We start from the raw sequence: 16,968 nt of genomic DNA, 5'->3' as shown, positions 1-16,968 counted from the left end.
TATAAGGCTCCGAGCCATTACGCGGCAAAGCGTCGCGTATGTGCTGTACAACGATGGGACTGGTAGAATCGCCGCCGGTTCACACGAGGTTATTCCATGCACGATACCCACAGCGAGCGTATGAGTAGCGGCGAGACCCGCGCAGCAGGCGGTCTGGCCCTGGTGTTCGCGTTCCGCATGCTTGGCATGTTCATGGTTTTGCCGGTTCTGGCAACCTACGGCATGGACCTGGCAGGCGCGAGCCCTGCACTGATCGGTCTGGCAATTGGCGCCTACGGTCTGACCCAGGCTGTGTTGCAGATACCGTTCGGGGTCATTTCCGACCGTATTGGACGGCGACCGGTGATTTATTTCGGCCTGATCATCTTTGCGATCGGCAGCGTGGTGGCGGCGAACGCGGATTCGATCTGGGGAATCATTGCCGGACGTATCCTGCAGGGGGCGGGCGCTATTTCCGCGGCGGTCATGGCGCTGCTCTCCGACCTGACCCGCGAACAGCACCGCACCAAGGCCATGGCCATGATCGGCATGACCATCGGTCTGTCGTTCGCCATCGCCATGGTCGTCGGCCCGGTCATCACCGGCATGTTCGGTCTTTCCGGATTGTTCCTGGCCACTGGCGGCATGGCCTTGATAGGTGTTCTCATCGTCGCCTACGTGGTGCCCAAGGCCAGCGGGCCATTAATGCACCGCGAGTCCGGCGTCGCCAAACAGGCGCTGGGGGCGACGTTGCGTCATCCGGACCTGCTGCGCCTGGATTTGGGTATCTTCGTGTTGCATGCGATGCTCATGTCCAGCTTCGTGGCCTTGCCGCTGGCGCTGGTCGAAAAAGCCGGTTTGCCCAAGGAACAACACTGGTGGGTGTACCTGACCGCTTTGCTGGTTTCCTTCTTCGCGATGATCCCGTTCATCATCTATGGCGAGAAGAAACGTCAAATGAAGCGCGTTCTGCTGGGCGCCGTCACAGTTTTGATGCTGGCTGAGCTATTCTTCTGGGCATATGGGGACACGTTGCGGGCACTGGTCATCGGGACAGTGGTATTCTTCACCGCGTTCAACCTGTTGGAAGCGTCGTTGCCGTCGCTGATCAGCAAGGTTTCACCGGCCGGCGGAAAAGGCACGGCAATGGGAGTTTATTCCACCAGCCAGTTTCTTGGATCGGCCGCAGGTGGGATACTGGGCGGCTGGTTGTTCCAGCACGGTGGGCTCGATGTGGTGTTCCTGGGTGGTGCAGCCATGGCCGCCGTCTGGCTCGCCTTCGCAGTGACCATGCGAGAACCGCCTTACGTGACCAGCCTACGTCTGCCGTTGTCGCCGCAGGCGCAGCGTGAAGCAGGCCTGGCAGAGCGCTTGATGTCCGTAGCAGGCGTGACAGATGCAGTGGTGGTTGCGGAAGAGGCAGCCATCTACATAAAACTCGACACAAAATTATTGGATCGTACCTCTCTCGAAAAGCTGGTCAATCCAGCGTCAGAAGCGTGCGAAGCCTAGGAGAACGTTATGGCCCGTGGGGTTAACAAAGTCATATTGGTCGGTACATGCGGCCAGGATCCCGAAGTTCGCTACTTGCCTAACGGTAACGCCGTGACCAACCTGAGTCTGGCAACCAGCGAACAGTGGACTGACAAGCAGTCCGGTCAGAAAGTCGAAAAGACCGAATGGCACCGTGTATCGATGTTCGGCAAAGTCGCCGAAATCGCTGGCGAATACCTGCGCAAGGGTTCGCAGGTGTACATCGAAGGCAAGCTGCAGACCCGCGAGTGGGAAAAAGACGGCATCAAGCGCTACACCACTGAAATCGTCGTCGACATGCAGGGCACCATGCAACTGCTGGGCGGCCGTCCTCAGGGCGACTCCCAACAAGGTCAGGGCGGCGGCAACTACAACCAGTCCGCACCTCGTCCACAGCAGTCGCGCCCACAACAATCGGCGCCGCAGCAGTCCGCACCTCAGCAGAACTACAACCAGCAGCCGCCACAACGCGACTCGCGCCCAGCGCCACAACAACAAGCGCCGCAGCCAGCTGCTGACTTCGACAGCTTCGATGATGATATTCCGTTTTAGGATGTAGCCGGAACCTGCTGTTCAGGTCCAGAGCCGGAGCCCCCTTTTATCGGGGGCTTCGTCGTTTTCAGGCGTCAGAAAGCGCTGAACCGCTCTGGCGATACTGCTGCCATGAAGGCTGCTATGCGCCTAAAACCGCGCACCCTTCTGTGTTTGTGCGTTTTCGAAACCATGCGCGATCACCCAGCTCGCTGGCTTCACCTCACCTCGTGGGCCAAACGCCAATGCCCGTTGTGCCAACGGCCCGTTGCTGGCCGTGGCGCCTGCAACATGCGGGCTGTCCCAAACACCCCACGTAATAACGGTAGATACCGAGCGCGTGGCAAGCACCACGTCGAGATAACGCTTATAAGTCGCTGCAACTGATCCATCACGATCTGCGATGGACCCCGTCAAGTGGCTGTCGTCGACGTCGAGTTCCGTGATGTGGATCGACAACCCCATATCACGCACTGCCAGAATAAAGCGAGACAGGCCCGGACCAAATGTGTCGCCTGTACGCAGGTGGGACTGAATGCCAAGGCCGTGTATGGGAATGCCCCGCTGCTTGAGCCCGCGCAGCAGGGCGAGCACGGCAGTGCGTTTGCTTTCGCCGTAATGGGTATCCTTTTCCAGGCCGTAATCGTTGTAGCAGAGCAGGGCGTCCGGGTCAGCCTTGTGCGCAGCCTTGAAGGCTATGTCCAGATAGCGAGGCCCGAGCATCTGATACCAGAATGAATTGCGCAGCCCGTCAGGCTGGCCGTCCTCCAGCTGGATGGCTTCGTTGACGACGTCCCATACGCTGATGAGGCCGCGATAATGGCTGGCGACGGTACTGATGTGCGCCGTCAGCACTGCTTCGGCGTTCATCGGGGTGACGGTGTGGTGAACCCAGTCGGGTAAGGAGCGATGCCAGCAGAAGGTGTGCCCGCGCATACGCTGGTCATGCGCTTTCGCAAACGCCGCGATTGCGTCGGCGGGCGCGAAGTTGTAACGGTCTGGTTCGGGGTGGACGGTCTGCCACTTCAAAGCATTTTCTGGCACAACGATGCTGGCCTGACGGGCGACCAGCTGCCGATAGGCCGCATCGTCATTCAGCTTTGCCGGATCAACCGCAAAGCCGAACCGGATACCTTTCTCGGCGGCAGGCTGGCGCAATGCGGGAAAGGGTTCTGCCGCCAGCAGCCTGCTGTTGACGAAGGGCAGGCATGCCAGCAGGCGGACAAACGCAGTCAGAACACTGCGTCGACTAGCCCGGCGCATTACGCACCAAAAATCTCCATCAACTCCTCACGGCCTACCATCACCGTCATTGAGCCTTGTTTCTGTTCGCCTTCAATCGTGCACAACAATCCGGCCTCCCGGCAGATAACGGCGCCCGCTGCGATGTCCCACAGGCTGGTGAATTTCTCCATGTAGCCGTCTGTCTGCCCCAAGGCAGCGAACGCCAGGCCGATGGTGGCGCAGCGATAACCAGCAAGGCCCCAGCCCTGTCGGCGCAGGCTCAGGTGCAGTTTGCCCATCTCTTCGGCGTCCCAGCGGGTGTTTTCACCGACGCCGGCGATGCGCAGGTGCTCGGGTGGTTGAGGGCGGACAAAAGGGACGCCGTTGCGCAGCAAGCCATCACCCGTGCGGGCTGCCAGGGTGTAGCCCAGTGCCGGGTAGGCGACGACGCCGATTTCGGGCTCGCCTGCCGACATGTACGCCACCGCGATCCCCCACAATGGTGTGCCGCGCAGGTAGTTGCCGGTGCCGTCAATGGGGTCGATGACCCAGCCGTCGGTGATGAATTCGCCGCCCATTTCTTCGCCCAGGATTGTATCGTCGGGGAAGTGTTTGCTCAGTTCTGCTCGCAGCAGTTGTTCCACTTCAAAGTCGGCGCGGGAGACGAGGTCTTGCGCGCTTTTGGTGGTGATGTCGAGGGTGTGGCGGTCGTTAAAATACGCCATGGCCAGGCCAGTGGCCTTTTCTACAGCTTGCATGGCGACGCTGAGTCGGTTGTTCATTGCAGACAGCCTCCGTTCGGCAGGTTCAACAGGTCCGGGTAATCACTGAGAATCGACTGTGCGCCATGTTCCAGCAGGTAGTGCGCACGTTTCGGGCTGTTGATGGTAGCCACGGCGAATTCGACGCCGCTGCTTTTCAGGCGAACAAGGTGATGGTCATCGAGCATATCGTCAAGTACGTGAAGTATTCGGCAGTCATATTCGGCCAACAGCGCGACCGGGTCGGCAGGCGCCACCACGGAGGCGATAGCCAGCGGTACATCGTTCCACAAGCGTCGCGCGGCCGTTAGTGAGCGCACCGAAAAGCTGGAGACGAACAACCGATCGTTGTCGGCGGGCCACAGATTTTTGAGGATCGGCATCACCACTTCCGCCGTCTCGACATCGTCGCCAATGGTCGGCTTGAGTTCGACCTGCAAGCCCAGGTTGAGGCGCAGCGCACAGGCCACGATCTCTTCGAAGGTCGGCACCTGCAGGCCGGCGAATTCAGGCGCGAACCAACTGCCCGCGTCCAGCATGCGGATAGCTTGCAGCTCATGCAGCACGACGGCGCCACGGCCGTTGGTGGTGCGGTCCAGCAAGTCGTCATGAATCACGACCGGCTGGCCATCACGGGTCAGCTTCACGTCGATCTCGACCCACTCGGCGCCGCATTCGGCAGCTTTTTCCAGGGCCAGCAGAGTGTTTTCCGGCACGTAAGCCTTGGCACCGCGATGGGCAATCAGGGACGAGCGGACGAGGGGAGCAGGTTTGAGCATGGCGGGTCACTTGGTGGTGTGGGAGAAGGTCACGAGCTGGCGCTGGCCGGTCTCGATATCGAACAGCAAGGGCGTGGAATTGATCGCGAGTCGAACCTGGGTGCCGGGTATCTGATGTTGCCGTCCGGCGAGGCTGACAACGCAGCGCGTTCCAGCCAGTTGGCAATACAGCAGCGTGTGGCTACCCAGATTCTCCGATGACTCGACTGTGGCAGTGACGCCTTCCTGGTCGAGCATGAAGGTCTCGGGGCGCAGGCCCATCAGCCATTTGCCGGTCCGGTTGCTGGCAATACCGAGCTTGATGGGCAAACGCTGCCCATCGGCGAGGAGCAAAATCCTGTCGTCGAGGCAATGCACCGGCAGCAGGTTCATGGGCGGCGTACCGATGAAGCTGGCAACGAATGTGCTGGCGGGTTGATCGTAAATCTCGGCGGGCGTGCCGATCTGCTCGACACGGCCCTTGTCGAGAATCACCACGCGCTCGGCGAGGGTCATGGCTTCGGTCTGATCGTGGGTGACATACAGGATCGTCGCGCCGGTGTGCCGGTGCAGGCTGCGAATCAACAGACGCATTTCATGACGCAGCGCGCTGTCCAGATTGCACAGCGGCTCATCGAACAGCAGCACCGGCGGTTTGCGGATCAACGCCCGACCGATGGCGACGCGCTGGCGCTGGCCGCCGGAAAGTTCTCCAGGCTTGCGTTGCAGCAGTTCCTCCAGGCCCAGTGAGGCGGCGCACTCGCGGATGCGCTGCTCGCGTTCCTTGCGTGTAACCCGCGCCAGCTTGAGCGCGTAGCCGATGTTGTCGGCCACGCTCATGTGCGGGTAGAGCGCGTAGTTCTGAAACACCATGGCGCAGCCGCGTTCCTTGGGAGGCAGGCGCGTAACGTCGCGGCCGCCCATGAGAATCTGCCCTTGGCTGACCTCTTCCAGCCCTGCCACCATGCGCAGCAGCGTGGACTTGCCACACCCGGACGGGCCAAGGATCACATTGAGCTCGCCCGCCTTGAAAACCAGGTCGAGCCCTTGAAGGATGGGGTCTGTGCCATAGGTTTTGTGCAGGCCTTTGAGGACAATATCCGGCGCGCAGGTCATAGGGGTGAGCGCGTTCATTTACCGACTCCAATCAGGCCTTTGACAAACCATCGCTGCATGAGCGCAATGACGAGGATGGGCGGCAGCATGCTGACCACAGCAGCGGCCATCAGCAGGTTCCACTCGGGGACCTGAGTTGCATCGGTCGGCAGGAAACTGGCGACGCCCAGCACCAGCGTGCGCATGTCCTCGCGATTGGTTGCGACCAGCGGCCACAGGTAATCCTTCCAGGCGCCGATGAACACCAGCGTGCCGAGCGCTGCAAAGTTGGTCTTCGACAATGGCAGCAGGATGTCGATGAAGAACCGCCAGGGCCCGGTACCGTCCATCCGTGCGGCTTCGACCAGCTCAGCAGGCAGCGTCTGGTAGAACTGTCGGAACAGGAAGGTGCCGGTCGCCGAGGCAATCAGCGGCAGGGCGAGGCCGGGGTAGCTGTCGAGCAAATTGATGGTCGGCAGCGGCAGCCACTGAATGCCCAGCCAGTGCAACAGGCTGCGCACGGGGCCGAACAGATCGCTGGCCACTGCATACGTGGGGATGATCCGTACTTCCAGCGGCAGCAATAGCGCCCCCAGCACGGCGAAGAAAATCACCGAACTGTAGCGGCTGCGGAAGTACACCACGGCAAAGGCTGTCAGCGCCGAGAGCGTCAGCTTGCCGATCACCACCAGTGTGGCGACCAGCAGGCTGTTGCCCAGCAGGCGCAGCAGATCGAGACGCCGGGTGACCTGCTGCAGATTCTCCAGCAGTTGGTCGCCGGGAATCACCGCCAGACCGTGGTCGAACAGCTGTGGATTGCTGACGGTCGCCGAGCAGACCGCCATGTACAGCGGGCCCAGCGCGAACACCAGCCCCAGGGTCAGCAGCAGGTAAGCACCTGCGTTGAACAGCCGGTTATGCTCGATCATGCTTTCACCCCGCGGCGCTGGAAGCGCGACAGGAGTTTGAATTGAGCGACGCTCAGCGCCACCACCGCGAGCAGCATGAGCACTGACAGGGTCGATGAGCCTGCCAGGTCCAGCCCCATGAACCCGTCGGTGTAAATCTTGTAGGCCAGCACATTGGTGGTGTCGCCAGGTCCGCTTTGGGTGAGGGTGTCGACCAGGCCGAAACTGTTCGACAGGCTTTCCAGCAGGTCGATGACAAACACGAACAACAGATAGGGCGCGATCAGGGGCAGTTGTATGTCGAGCATGCGCCGCAATGGACCTGCGCCATCCAGTGCTGCCGCGGCGAGGTAGTCGTCGGGCACCGATTTCAGGCTGGCGACCAGCATCACGAAGTTGAACGGCACCAGGCACCAGGCATACGCCACGATCAGCAACAGCATGCTCTGTATCGGGCTGGAGTAGGGCGCCCAGGTGCCGAGTGCAATCGCGTTGAGCCAGGCGAAAATACCCATCACCGGATTGGCCAGCACATGAAAGACGATACCGATGGTTGCGCCCGATACCGCGTAGGGCCAGATCAGCAGGTTGCGAAACACGGCGTTGCCGCGCAGTTTCAGTTCCAGGCACAGGGCAAGCACCAGCGCGATGAGGATCGAAAGCACGACGCTCGATAAGCTGAACACCAGCGTCGAGCCCAGCGACGCCAGCACGCCGGGGTCTTTCAGCACACGCCAGTAATTGCTCAGACCAACAAAGATTTCATTGCCGCCGAAGGGTGGCACCAGATGAAACGACCACCAGATGGCCTGGATCGCAGGCCAATAGAAGAACAGGCCGAGCGCCAGCAGTTGCGGCAGGGCGAACAGTAACGCCAGACGTGGCTGTGGGAAATGCGCACGCGGTTTCATGGCGTTGCCTCGTTTGAGTCGTTGCTGGCCTGGGCCTGATGCATCTGTTGAAACAGCCCCAGCAGCTGGTTGGCCCGCAGCGTCGTCTGGCGCAGGGCCAGATCGATGCTCTGGCGACCCGCGAGCGCGTTCTCCATTTCCTGCGACCAGATCAGGCGCATCAGCGTGATAAAACCGCAGCGCAAAGGCGCGGAGGGCTGACCGTCGATATCGGTCAGCGCTGCCAGTCCGACCGTCATTGCCGATGGCTCGCTGGCTGCGGATTGCAAGCGTGCGGCGGCAGCCTGAGTGACAGGCAGGTAGCCCGTCCGTGCGCTGAACATCAACTGATTGTCCGGTTGCAGCACGAATGCCAGAAATTCCGAGACCAGTCGGTAATCCCTCACGGAATGCCCGCGCATCACCCACAGCGAGGAGCCTCCGGGGACATTGGCGCGTCGCTGGGTACCCGCGTAAATCGGCAGTGCCGTGACCTGAATATCGGATTCGGGCGTGCTGTGCACAACATTCCACGCCCCGGTGGAGTCGATCAGCATGGCGCAGTCGTCGGTGGCAAACGCCAGTGCCTGCTGTCCGCTGCGGGTTGCATCCTCATGGACCACCAGACCTTCACGGGCCCATTGCGCGAGGTCTTTCATGAGACGCAGATGGGAGCCTTCGTCGAATTGATAACGGTCACTGCCTGCGGAGCGAACAGCAACGGCGGTGCCTTGCGCTGCGCTGGTCTGCTCCAGCCAGATCCAGGGCGCAAACGCGCTGACGACCGGGCATTTCTGGCCGCTTTTCTTAAGGGCTCGCAAGGCATCCGCAAAAGCTTCCCACGTGGCGGGTGGCGCATTGATCCCGGCAGCGGCCAGCGCATTTCTGTGCGTGTAGAGCACGGCTGTGGACGCCGCAAAAGGCTGCGCCGCGAGCGTGCCGTGATCGTCGGCGTAATAGCGCCGCAAGGCTGGCAGAAAGGTGTCGTCGGGATAGGCCCTGTGATGATCGGCCATGATCGCCTCGACAGGTCGGGTGGCACCGCCCAAGAGCATGTCAGGCGTGGCGACGTCGTAAATCTCCACCAGTGCCGGGCCTATGCCCGCCCGGTAAGCGGCGACGGTTTTCTGCAGCGTCTGCTCATAGCTGCCCTGGCGAATGCAGTGCAGACGATCTTCTTCCTCGCGTTGCGCATTGAAGCTTCTGCACAAGTCCGCGATGGCACTCCCGGCCGCGCCACTGTGGCTGTACCAGAACTCGGCCGGTGCGGCGAAGGTGTGTGCAGCGAGCGACAGCAGGGCTAGCGTGGAAAATAGCTTACGGATGGAAGGCATGAGAACACTCACAAGAACTCAATGCCATTTAATACAGGTTGTGTGTAGTATTTGTGACCTGCGCGACTTTTATTAAATTTTCATGATTGAAGTGTGCAATGGATGGTGAGCGATACACTGCTTCACGCGCCGACTGTTTTAATCCCCCTATGATTTGAAGATTCCATGCCTCTCGACCTCGACACGCCACTTGATTCGCATCAACCGTTGAGCCTCAATGAACGCAAGCTGCTGGACATCCTTCGTCGTCGAGGCGCGATCACCCGTGCCACGGTTTCGACCGAGATGGACCTGGCTCAACAGTCGGTGCACCGGCTTATCGAAGAACTGATCAGCCGTGGTCTGCTGCGCAGCGGTGAGCGCGTCAAAAACGGTCGCGGCCAACCCAGCCCGCGGATCGAACTGATCAACGAAGCGGTGTATGCCATCGGCGTATCGATCAACACCGACTCGGCAGTGGTCTGCGTCGCCGATTTGGGCTGCAATGTGCTGGAACAGGTCACCCTACGCACGCCGCCGTTAAGCCGCAACAGCACCCTGGATTCGCTGGAAAAGACCATCGAACGCATGCTTCAGCGCAACGGCATCGAAGTGCAACGGGTCGTCGGCATGGGCTTCGCGATTGCCGGCTTTTTTCTCGAGAACCGCCAGATCAATGCGCCTGAACCGCTGCGCGACTGGTCATTGATGGACCTGCAACCGGTGCTGGAAGAACGATTCGGCATGCCGGTCTGGCTGGAAAACAACGCCACCACCGCAGCCATCGGCGAAAGCCTGGTCGGCGTGGGCGCCTGGGCCAGCAACTTCGTCTACCTGTCGTTCAACTTCGGCTTCGGCGCGGGCGTCGTGATTAACGGCAAGCCGTACTTCGGCAGCCACGGCAACGCAGGCGAGATCACCCTCTACAACGACGAAGAATCGATAAACCGTCCGGCTTTGCGTTACCTGCTCGAAGACCTGCATCAGAGCGGCGTGCAGGTCGACTCGATCGAAGACCTGCGCTTGCGCTTCGACCTCGACTGGCCCGGTGTGGATACCTGGCTGACACGCGTCAAGCCCACCCTGGATCGTCTGGTCAACGCACTGGCCGGGTTGTTCGATCCGCAGGCCGTGGTGTTTGGCGGGCAATTACCGCCCGAATTGGGAAAACGCCTGATCGCCGCGACGACTTTCTGGGGCACCCATCGCTACAACTCCCCACCGCCTCGGCCGCAGTTATTGCTGAGCGAGACGAATGGCGATGCGGCGGCTCTGGGGGCGGCGTTGGTGCCGTTGAAAGAGCGGTTTTTTGTTTGATCTGTCGTCAGTATCGAGTCGAAGCGGGCATTCAACGCATGATGACATCTACGCCAAAAGCATTTTGACGCCCTCAGCCCTTCTGTCTTAGAGCTTGCATCAGTTGCTCAACGACGATGGCTTCAACGGCACCTTCAGTGGCGTCCGCATCAAAAGCAGCGCAGCAAGCCGATGCCATAGAACGGCGTGATCCATGGGCGTTCTGGAATCGGGCCGCATAATGTTCGTGCGGTCTGCATTTCCTCAAGCAAGCCTGCGCACAGGATTTCTGCGCAGAGAAGTCGATCCAGAAATAACGCTGCTTGCGAAATCGGACCGATCAACAAGCCGTGGTAAACCCAGGCGGGGTCATCATTCGAGGTACTTCCCAGAGGGATCGTTTGTAAGTCGGCTTGCGCTTTAGCAAAGCGAACGTTCGAGATACCCAAAGGGGCAAGAGCACGTGGAATCACTGCATCATCAAACGTCAGATCGGTCAGTCGTTCAATGAGCTCTCTGCGGCGGGGGCAGGCAGGTGTGTTGGCTGGCCATTAACATTTATTCATGCAATCGGTGCTTAAGATTCAAGAAGCTCGGCCGATTATACGATATTGCTGAAATTAAGTTGGCTCTAATCATCGTTGAATAAGCCGTTATTGTACAGTCGGAGTTGACACGTGAAGTTACGCCTGAGCTGCAAAGCTATAATGATCGCCCTGTCGTTTGCCTTGTCGAATGTGGCGATTTCTGAAGAGCTTAAAGTGTACAACTTTTCGCCCGTCAATCAGTACAATCTTAATCTTTCAGCCAGCTTTTGGAATCCAATCATAAAGTATGTGTCCGAAAAAAGCGGCGTGAATCTCACGCTGAAGTTAGGGCGAACGTCCTCTGATACAACGAGTTATGTGCTCGCCCAAGAAGTTGATTTCGCTTTTACCAATCATCTGTTTAGCCCGGAACGCGACAAGATGGGCTGGAAGGTGTTTGGTCGCCGTGACGCGCCTGCGCTTGAGGGGCAAATCGTGGTGCCTGACGACTCGCCAATTCATAGCCTTTCGGAGCTGGAGGGCAAGGAAGTCGTGTACCCGGGACCGGAAGCGTTCATTGCTTATAAAGTCACAAGCTCGGAATTGGTCAAGAAAGGGATCAACACGTCTACTGTGTTTGCAGGGAACATGGACGGTGCTTTCAGCCAACTCCTCAGTGGTAAGGCTCAAGCGATGGGAGCCAATTCACAGCTGGTAAGCGGCTACACGGAGAGAGAAGGGAAGTCGTTCCGCGTACTGTGGAGTTCAGCCTCGTTCAATGATTTGGCCCTCATGGCATCCCCTCGGGTTTCTAAAAAAGAACGTGATGCGGTCGCCAACGCATTTTTTAATATGCAAAACGATCCCGACGGTAGCAGGGTTCTTCGTGAGGCGACCGAGCTGGTCCATGCACCCGCACCGATTACCTTCATTCCTGCGACGGAAGCGGATTATGCGTCCTATCGTGATTTTTATAACAGTTTGCCAGCAAACCTTAAGTAAATAATTTCAACGTTAGCTGGAGAGGCTGTTAATGAATTTCTTTAAAAGCCTGCTGCCCAAATCACTGACGTCGCGAATACTGGCGATGTTATCCATTCTGATACTGACTTTTTTGACGACAGGGCTGGGACTGTTTTATAAAAACCAGCTGCTTCAGCATATTGAAGAGATACAAGACACCGCTAACATGCTCATTGAGGTTGCGGCGCAAGCGGTTGAGGAAAGTGTCGTCATCGGCGATTACGACACCATCAAAAGAACCCTCGAAAAAACCCTGGCTCGCTCGCCGTTCAAGTCGGCCATGTTTATTGACCTGTCGGGTGGCGTGATTCGCCTTGAGGCAGCCAGTGCGCCGGTTGGAAGAGCGCCTGCGTGGATAGAGTCTGAAGTCGCTGCAAGATTATTCGATGTCAATCGCCCGATCACTATTGGCGGAAAAGATTATGGTGTGATGCGTTTGTCTTTTAATGCCGAGAGAATTGCTGCCGAACTCTATAGTCTTGTGATCCAGGCTACATTGTTTGCGGTATTTTTTCTGCTGATAAGTTTGATGTTGATGGGGTTCATGATCAAGCGTTCGCTTGCTCACCTGGGCAAACTTCACTCTTATGAGGCGGAAATTGCTTCAGGTGCAGTGGCAGCAGAAGCGATGTTGGTCGCTGATGCTCCCATGGAAATACAGGAGGCTATAAAAGCGGTAAACCGCACTGCCGCAAGTATGCGCAATCACTTTGGTCTGCGTATCGAATCGTTGATGAATACCTTGGTGCAGCATAAAAATGCCCTGGATGAGGTGTCCATCGTTTGCGAAGTGTCGGCCTCCGGACGTATCACCTACGTTAACGAACGATTCGTAACAAGCTCACAGCACTCGCGAGCCGAGCTTTTAGAGTTGACGATCGATGAGGTCTGGACCGGCATGTCTTCAACCACTGAACCGTGGCAATGGGCACCGGAAAATGAGGTGTGGAACGGTGAGGTCAGGCTCTCAGGTCGCAGCGGCAAGGTTGCATGGCATCGACGCACTATCATACCTATTCTCGATGACCTGGGCGGCGTTGAAAAATATATCTGCATCGATATCGATATCACCGATCGAAAAGAGTTTGAGGTGGCGATTCTGGATAACTCCAGAAGGCAAAACCTTATCGCCTTGTTTGGCCAGCAGGCGTTGACCGAGGAAAACGTCAGTGTTCTGGGTGAACGGGCAACACTGACTGCGGCGCAAGGATTGAACTTGAGCAAGGCCGCTTTACGGGTCATTGATCGAGTGAATCATGAGGTCATCCTCAGCGCGGAGGTTGGCTTCACCGACGTTGAGATCCGCAGTGGTTATCACAATGATTTTTTGAGCGGGACTGCTGCTTCTGTCGGGTTTTTCATTAATGCTGATGCGCCAGATAGCAGGTACGCGCTGCTTCCTGGTGAAACAGTGGACGTTTGCAATATTAGAAGTGGCCTGGAGGTTGATATCTCTTGCAGGGAGGTCTTCAAGGGCGTTCTTGGTGTGTATGCCAGCAGGGATTACACGTTTACGCGTGAAGATGTCAGCTACCTTCAAACACTTGCCAACCTTTTGGCAGCCGCGCTTGAAAGGCATGACGCAAAGAGAAAGCTCACCTACCTGGCCGAAAATGATTCGCTTACCCATCTGCCTAATCGCTGGTTTCTCAGCAATTATCTGCGCGAGATAATCAGTCGGACAACGTCAGCGCCAGATGCAGTAAGCGTCATATTCATAGATTTGGACAGGTTCAAGGCCGTCAATGACACCATGGGGCATTCAGTAGGCGATCAATTGCTTATCCAGGCGGGTCGACGCTTGAAAGGCTGCATGGATGAGAACAGTGTGGTTGCGCGGCTGGGAGGCGATGAATTTTCGATTGTCGTCACACACAACGTCTATTCCGAGAGCCTCATAAAATCGCTGGCGACCCACGTTGTTGATGCGCTGGGCAAACCGTTCAACCTTGGCGGTCAGGATATATTCGTTTCAGCGAGTGTAGGCATCGCTAATTATCCGTTTGACGGGCGTGACACTGGCGTTATCTTGAAGAATGCGGACACCGCCATGTACCATGCGAAAAAAAGTGGCCGTAACAATTTCAAGTTTTACAACGCCAGAATGAACGAAAGTTTAACCAGACGCTTGCAAACGGAAACGCTATTGCGGGGTGCGCTTGATCGCGATGAGTTTATTCTGCATTTTCAGCCAAAGGTCAGCCTCGCCGATGGCAGGATAAGTGGTCTAGAGGCCTTATTGCGCTGGAATCACCCGGAGCAAGGTATGATTTCTCCGGCCGATTTTATCCCTATTCTTGAGGACACTGGCCTGATCATTCCTGTCGGCGTTTGGGTTATACGGAAAGTCTGTGAAACCCTAAAAAGCTGGGAAGAGAACAACATAAGGCTGGTACCGATCGCCATCAATCTGTCCGTCAGGCAGCTTCAAGTCAAAGGCCTGGCTGAGACCGTCAAGCACGTCGTTGAAGCATACGGTATCAACCCCGCTCTTTTAGAGTTCGAACTGACCGAGTCGATGCTGATGATCGATCCCGAGTCGGCGGTTGAGATACTTCGAGATATAAAATCGTATGGTATAAGCCTCTCCGTCGATGATTTCGGAACGGGCTATTCCAGTTTGGCCTACCTGAAGCGGTTTCCTCTTGATGCCCTCAAAATCGACAGGGCGTTCATAAAGGATATCACCAGCAATCATGAGGACGCCGCGATCACCAGGGCAGTAATCGTACTGGCGCACGAATTGGGTCTTAAGGTCATTGCAGAAGGCGTTGAAACAGTCGACCAGCTAGAGCTGCTCGTGGCGTATGGCTGCGATCAAATGCAGGGTTATCTTTTCAGTAAGCCTGTCATCAGTGATGAGTGTGCAGCGATGATCAAATCGTCACGCAGTCTGGATATAGGGTTTTCTGAAAGCGGTGTGGCGTAGCGTAGTAGTGATAGCCTCTGCGAGAGCGGTCATGGCGCGCCGCTGTACGCAGCGCCCACTTTTAGCTGTTAGCCGACAGCTTCAGGGGGGATCTGCACGATGTGGGTCGCGTGAGAATCCTCTATTCGAATGAAGCCTCCGTCGTAAAGCGTGTCCAACAGCATGCTGAGTGTTGGGTCAACCCGCTTCCAATTTCAATCATTGGCGAACGGTGGTAACGAAGTATCGTGAGACGACCCAGAGCATGAAATCCTTTGCGGCTGTGGCCAAGGGTTTCTCAGATCATTCGCCTGGAGGTCTGCGCCAGCCTTAAGATTATTGACGAAGTTTTAGTTGATGGCACAATAGTGGCCTCTATCGCTGTCGTATGAGGCAGTGGTAAGGCCGCAATTCTTGAATGGATTCGGACAGACGTTCTGTTATTGACTAAGGAAAATCGTAAATGAAACGCTTGAAGACACTGGGCCTTGCGGCAATGCTGGTATTGAGCGGCTGCGCCAGTTTTACCAAGGACGAAGTAGCGCCAGTCACCATGCCTTCCATGGCCAGCTACACGAATAAACCCAACGTGTTCGTTGCGTTCGATTTCTACCAGGGCACACCCGGAACCACCGGCGCAGTAGAAGTACCGCAAGCTCGGGATGCACTCAAGCCCCAACTGCAAAAAGCGCTGACTGACTCTGGGTTGTTTGGCCGAGTGACCCTTGATGAGTTCAAGAAACAGCCAGGCGACTACAGCCTGCACCTCAAGGTGTATAACCATCCGCCAAGCGGTGGCCAATTGGTGATGGCGTTTATCAGTGGTCTGACTCTGACTATTATTCCGTCGATGGCCACCGATCAGTACAGCATGAGCCTGGATGCGCAGGATTCCCAGGGCAAGGTGCTGAGAACAGTCGGTAACCATGATGCAATCAACACCTGGATAGGTATCTGGTTTGTGCCGATGATGGCCAATACACCGCAGAAGGCTGTTAACGATACGTTTACGCGCCAAGTCAATTCACTGCTCAAGCAGTTGGTGGAGAGCCAGAGTCTGAAGTACTCAATGCTGAAGGTTACTGTTCCGCAGGTGTAATGAACTGACCGCCCGAAAAAAAGAGCCCATTTGGGCTCTTTTTTTATTTGTGATTCAGCGCTTGGGTAAACAGTGGGTCGCTGTATAAAGCCTTGAGCAAATCACGCACCAACGGGTTGTAGGCGTTTGCCGCATTGGGGATAGCGACGGCCCCCAAAAAACTGCTGTTCCATTGGCTGCTGACCTGCTTGGTAGCGTCATATTCAACTTTCGCGCCGTTGATCAGCGTGAAGTGCGCGGCGATTGTGCCGGTGCCTGTACCCATTCCAGCGGTCAGTTCGTTCTGCGTAACCAGCACATTTAGCTGGCGTGGCGATTGCGGGTCGATGAGACCTGCGCGGTCCAGTTCACCCGTCAGGGCATCCTGGATGTGTTGCGTGATGCTGCCGCTAGGGGATGTGACAGGATTGCCGCGCACTTGCAGTGAATCCTGACCTGCCGCAGCGCTGACCTGAGTCTGACGGATCGGTAAAAGGGGAGGCGTTTGCTTGAGCTTCTGGACGTTATCGAAGCTGGGCTCGTAACGCGTCATGGTCACGCCACAGCCTTGTATAAACAGTGCAAGCACCGCAACCAACAGTAGATTTCCTTTCACTGCATTTCCTTGTCTGAGTTATTTGAGGGCGTGATTATCAGGAACCTCAGATTCAAGGGCAATGCTTGATAGCCTGCTGGTCTACATCCTCAGCGCTATAGCCTCTGCCACAAGGCACTCCAGCGCAAACTGCTCGGTATAGGTCATCTGAATCGGCGTGGTCTCGCCTTTGACGGTCCTTTCCCCATCGAGGATGTAGCGAATGCGTTTGTCGGTCACCCCGATGCGCTTGGCAATCCACGAAGGGGTTTGACCGATGCGCGAGATCAGTTTGTCGGCATATTCGGTGGAGGGGTTATAGAGTTCTGCGTTGGGTGTCATGGTGTGTCCAGATGGAAGTCAGGCGCTATAGATGCGGGGGAGTATGCAGCACCGTGCGCTGTTCGTCGCCGTGGGGCTGGCAACCGACACGTATTATGCAGCGACTGGCAGATTGCCTTCGCTAGCAAGCTCGCTCCCACAGATGCCTGTCTTCAGGAGCAGGCCCGTTCCCGCAGGATCCTGTCTCCAGGAGCACACCGCGCAGCG

General features: G+C 57.2%; 15 protein-coding genes and 1 pseudogene. 6 read left to right on the top strand and 10 right to left on the bottom strand.

All coding sequences use genetic code 11. The features are described 5' to 3' along the window. The first annotated feature begins 96 nt into the window (after positions 1-96). Positions 97-1,491, top strand: coding sequence for an MFS transporter (locus BLR16_RS08760; RefSeq protein WP_074805340.1), 1,395 nt, complete (start codon positions 97-99; stop codon positions 1,489-1,491). Positions 1,492-1,500: 9 nt separating this feature from the next. Continuing rightward, positions 1,501-2,064, top strand: coding sequence for a single-stranded DNA-binding protein (locus tag BLR16_RS08755; protein WP_002555458.1), 564 nt, complete (start codon positions 1,501-1,503; stop codon positions 2,062-2,064). A gap of 129 nt (positions 2,065-2,193) precedes the next feature. Here the strand turns inward: BLR16_RS08755 and BLR16_RS08750 are convergent, their stop codons facing one another. From BLR16_RS08750 to BLR16_RS08720, 7 genes are read right to left on the bottom strand one after another with little or no spacing between them, the layout of a single operon-like run. Beyond that, complete coding sequence (locus tag BLR16_RS08750) at positions 2,194-3,306, bottom strand: endo-1,4-beta-xylanase (RefSeq protein ID WP_074805337.1); 1,113 nt, start codon at positions 3,304-3,306, stop codon at positions 2,194-2,196. Further along, complete coding sequence (locus BLR16_RS08745) at positions 3,306-4,049, bottom strand: inositol monophosphatase family protein (RefSeq protein ID WP_003431801.1); 744 nt, start codon at positions 4,047-4,049, stop codon at positions 3,306-3,308. Before BLR16_RS08745 ends, BLR16_RS08750 begins: the two co-directional genes overlap by 1 nt. Continuing rightward, positions 4,046-4,807: a glycerophosphoryl diester phosphodiesterase gene (locus BLR16_RS08740; protein ID WP_003368990.1), complete on the bottom strand. Its 762-nt coding sequence runs from the start codon at positions 4,805-4,807 to the stop codon at positions 4,046-4,048. Before BLR16_RS08740 ends, BLR16_RS08745 begins: the two co-directional genes overlap by 4 nt. A 6-nt stretch (positions 4,808-4,813) precedes the next feature. After that, positions 4,814-5,920, bottom strand: a complete 1,107-nt coding sequence (locus BLR16_RS08735) for an ABC transporter ATP-binding protein (protein ID WP_074805334.1) — start codon at positions 5,918-5,920, stop codon at positions 4,814-4,816. After that, entirely contained in the window at positions 5,917-6,810 is an 894-nt protein-coding gene (locus tag BLR16_RS08730; RefSeq protein WP_058397049.1) for an ABC transporter permease subunit, read from the bottom strand. The genes BLR16_RS08735 and BLR16_RS08730 overlap by 4 nt, the downstream gene beginning before the upstream one ends. Further along, complete coding sequence (locus BLR16_RS08725) at positions 6,807-7,700, bottom strand: carbohydrate ABC transporter permease (protein ID WP_074805331.1); 894 nt, start codon at positions 7,698-7,700, stop codon at positions 6,807-6,809. The genes BLR16_RS08730 and BLR16_RS08725 overlap by 4 nt, the downstream gene beginning before the upstream one ends. Then, complete coding sequence (locus BLR16_RS08720) at positions 7,697-9,013, bottom strand: extracellular solute-binding protein (protein WP_058397051.1); 1,317 nt, start codon at positions 9,011-9,013, stop codon at positions 7,697-7,699. Before BLR16_RS08720 ends, BLR16_RS08725 begins: the two co-directional genes overlap by 4 nt. Positions 9,014-9,178: 165 nt before the next feature. On the opposite strand from BLR16_RS08720, the gene BLR16_RS08715 reads away from it, so the two are divergent. After that, on the top strand, positions 9,179-10,309 hold the full coding sequence (locus BLR16_RS08715; RefSeq protein WP_058397052.1) for an ROK family transcriptional regulator: 1,131 nt from the start codon (positions 9,179-9,181) through the stop codon (positions 10,307-10,309). Positions 10,310-10,357: 48 nt separating this feature from the next. Here BLR16_RS08715 and BLR16_RS08710 read toward each other — a convergent pair. Continuing rightward, positions 10,358-10,800 (bottom strand): annotated as a pseudogene (locus tag BLR16_RS08710) (serine hydrolase); the annotation flags it as partial. A 195-nt stretch (positions 10,801-10,995) separates the two neighbouring features. Between BLR16_RS08710 and BLR16_RS08705 the strand changes: the two are divergent. The 3 genes from BLR16_RS08705 (at position 10,996) to BLR16_RS08695 (ending at position 15,845) form a co-directional block, all read left to right on the top strand. Next, on the top strand, positions 10,996-11,817 hold the full coding sequence (locus tag BLR16_RS08705) for a phosphate/phosphite/phosphonate ABC transporter substrate-binding protein (RefSeq protein WP_161437890.1): 822 nt from the start codon (positions 10,996-10,998) through the stop codon (positions 11,815-11,817). A gap of 31 nt (positions 11,818-11,848) precedes the next feature. Continuing rightward, positions 11,849-14,767: a putative bifunctional diguanylate cyclase/phosphodiesterase gene (locus BLR16_RS08700; RefSeq protein WP_054081924.1), complete on the top strand. Its 2,919-nt coding sequence runs from the start codon at positions 11,849-11,851 to the stop codon at positions 14,765-14,767. A 442-nt stretch (positions 14,768-15,209) separates the two neighbouring features. Continuing rightward, positions 15,210-15,845: a hypothetical protein gene (locus BLR16_RS08695; protein ID WP_074805325.1), complete on the top strand. Its 636-nt coding sequence runs from the start codon at positions 15,210-15,212 to the stop codon at positions 15,843-15,845. 43 nt (positions 15,846-15,888) lie between these two features. Here BLR16_RS08695 and BLR16_RS08690 read toward each other — a convergent pair whose 3' ends face one another. Continuing rightward, positions 15,889-16,440 carry a hypothetical protein gene (locus BLR16_RS08690; protein ID WP_058397054.1) on the bottom strand — a complete coding sequence of 184 codons (552 nt, stop codon included), beginning with the start codon at positions 16,438-16,440 and terminating at the stop codon, positions 15,889-15,891. Positions 16,441-16,521: 81 nt separating this feature from the next. Continuing rightward, complete coding sequence (locus BLR16_RS08685) at positions 16,522-16,761, bottom strand: hypothetical protein (RefSeq protein ID WP_003317071.1); 240 nt, start codon at positions 16,759-16,761, stop codon at positions 16,522-16,524. Positions 16,762-16,968 lie beyond the last annotated feature (207 nt).

Origin of the sequence: Pseudomonas sp. BS3767 (genome assembly GCF_900099665.1) — a bacterium.
Classification (GTDB): Bacteria; Pseudomonadota; Gammaproteobacteria; order Pseudomonadales; family Pseudomonadaceae; genus Aquipseudomonas; species Aquipseudomonas cerasi.
Note: the sequence above shows the minus strand (reverse complement) of the source record. Positions and strands in the feature narration are given on the sequence as shown.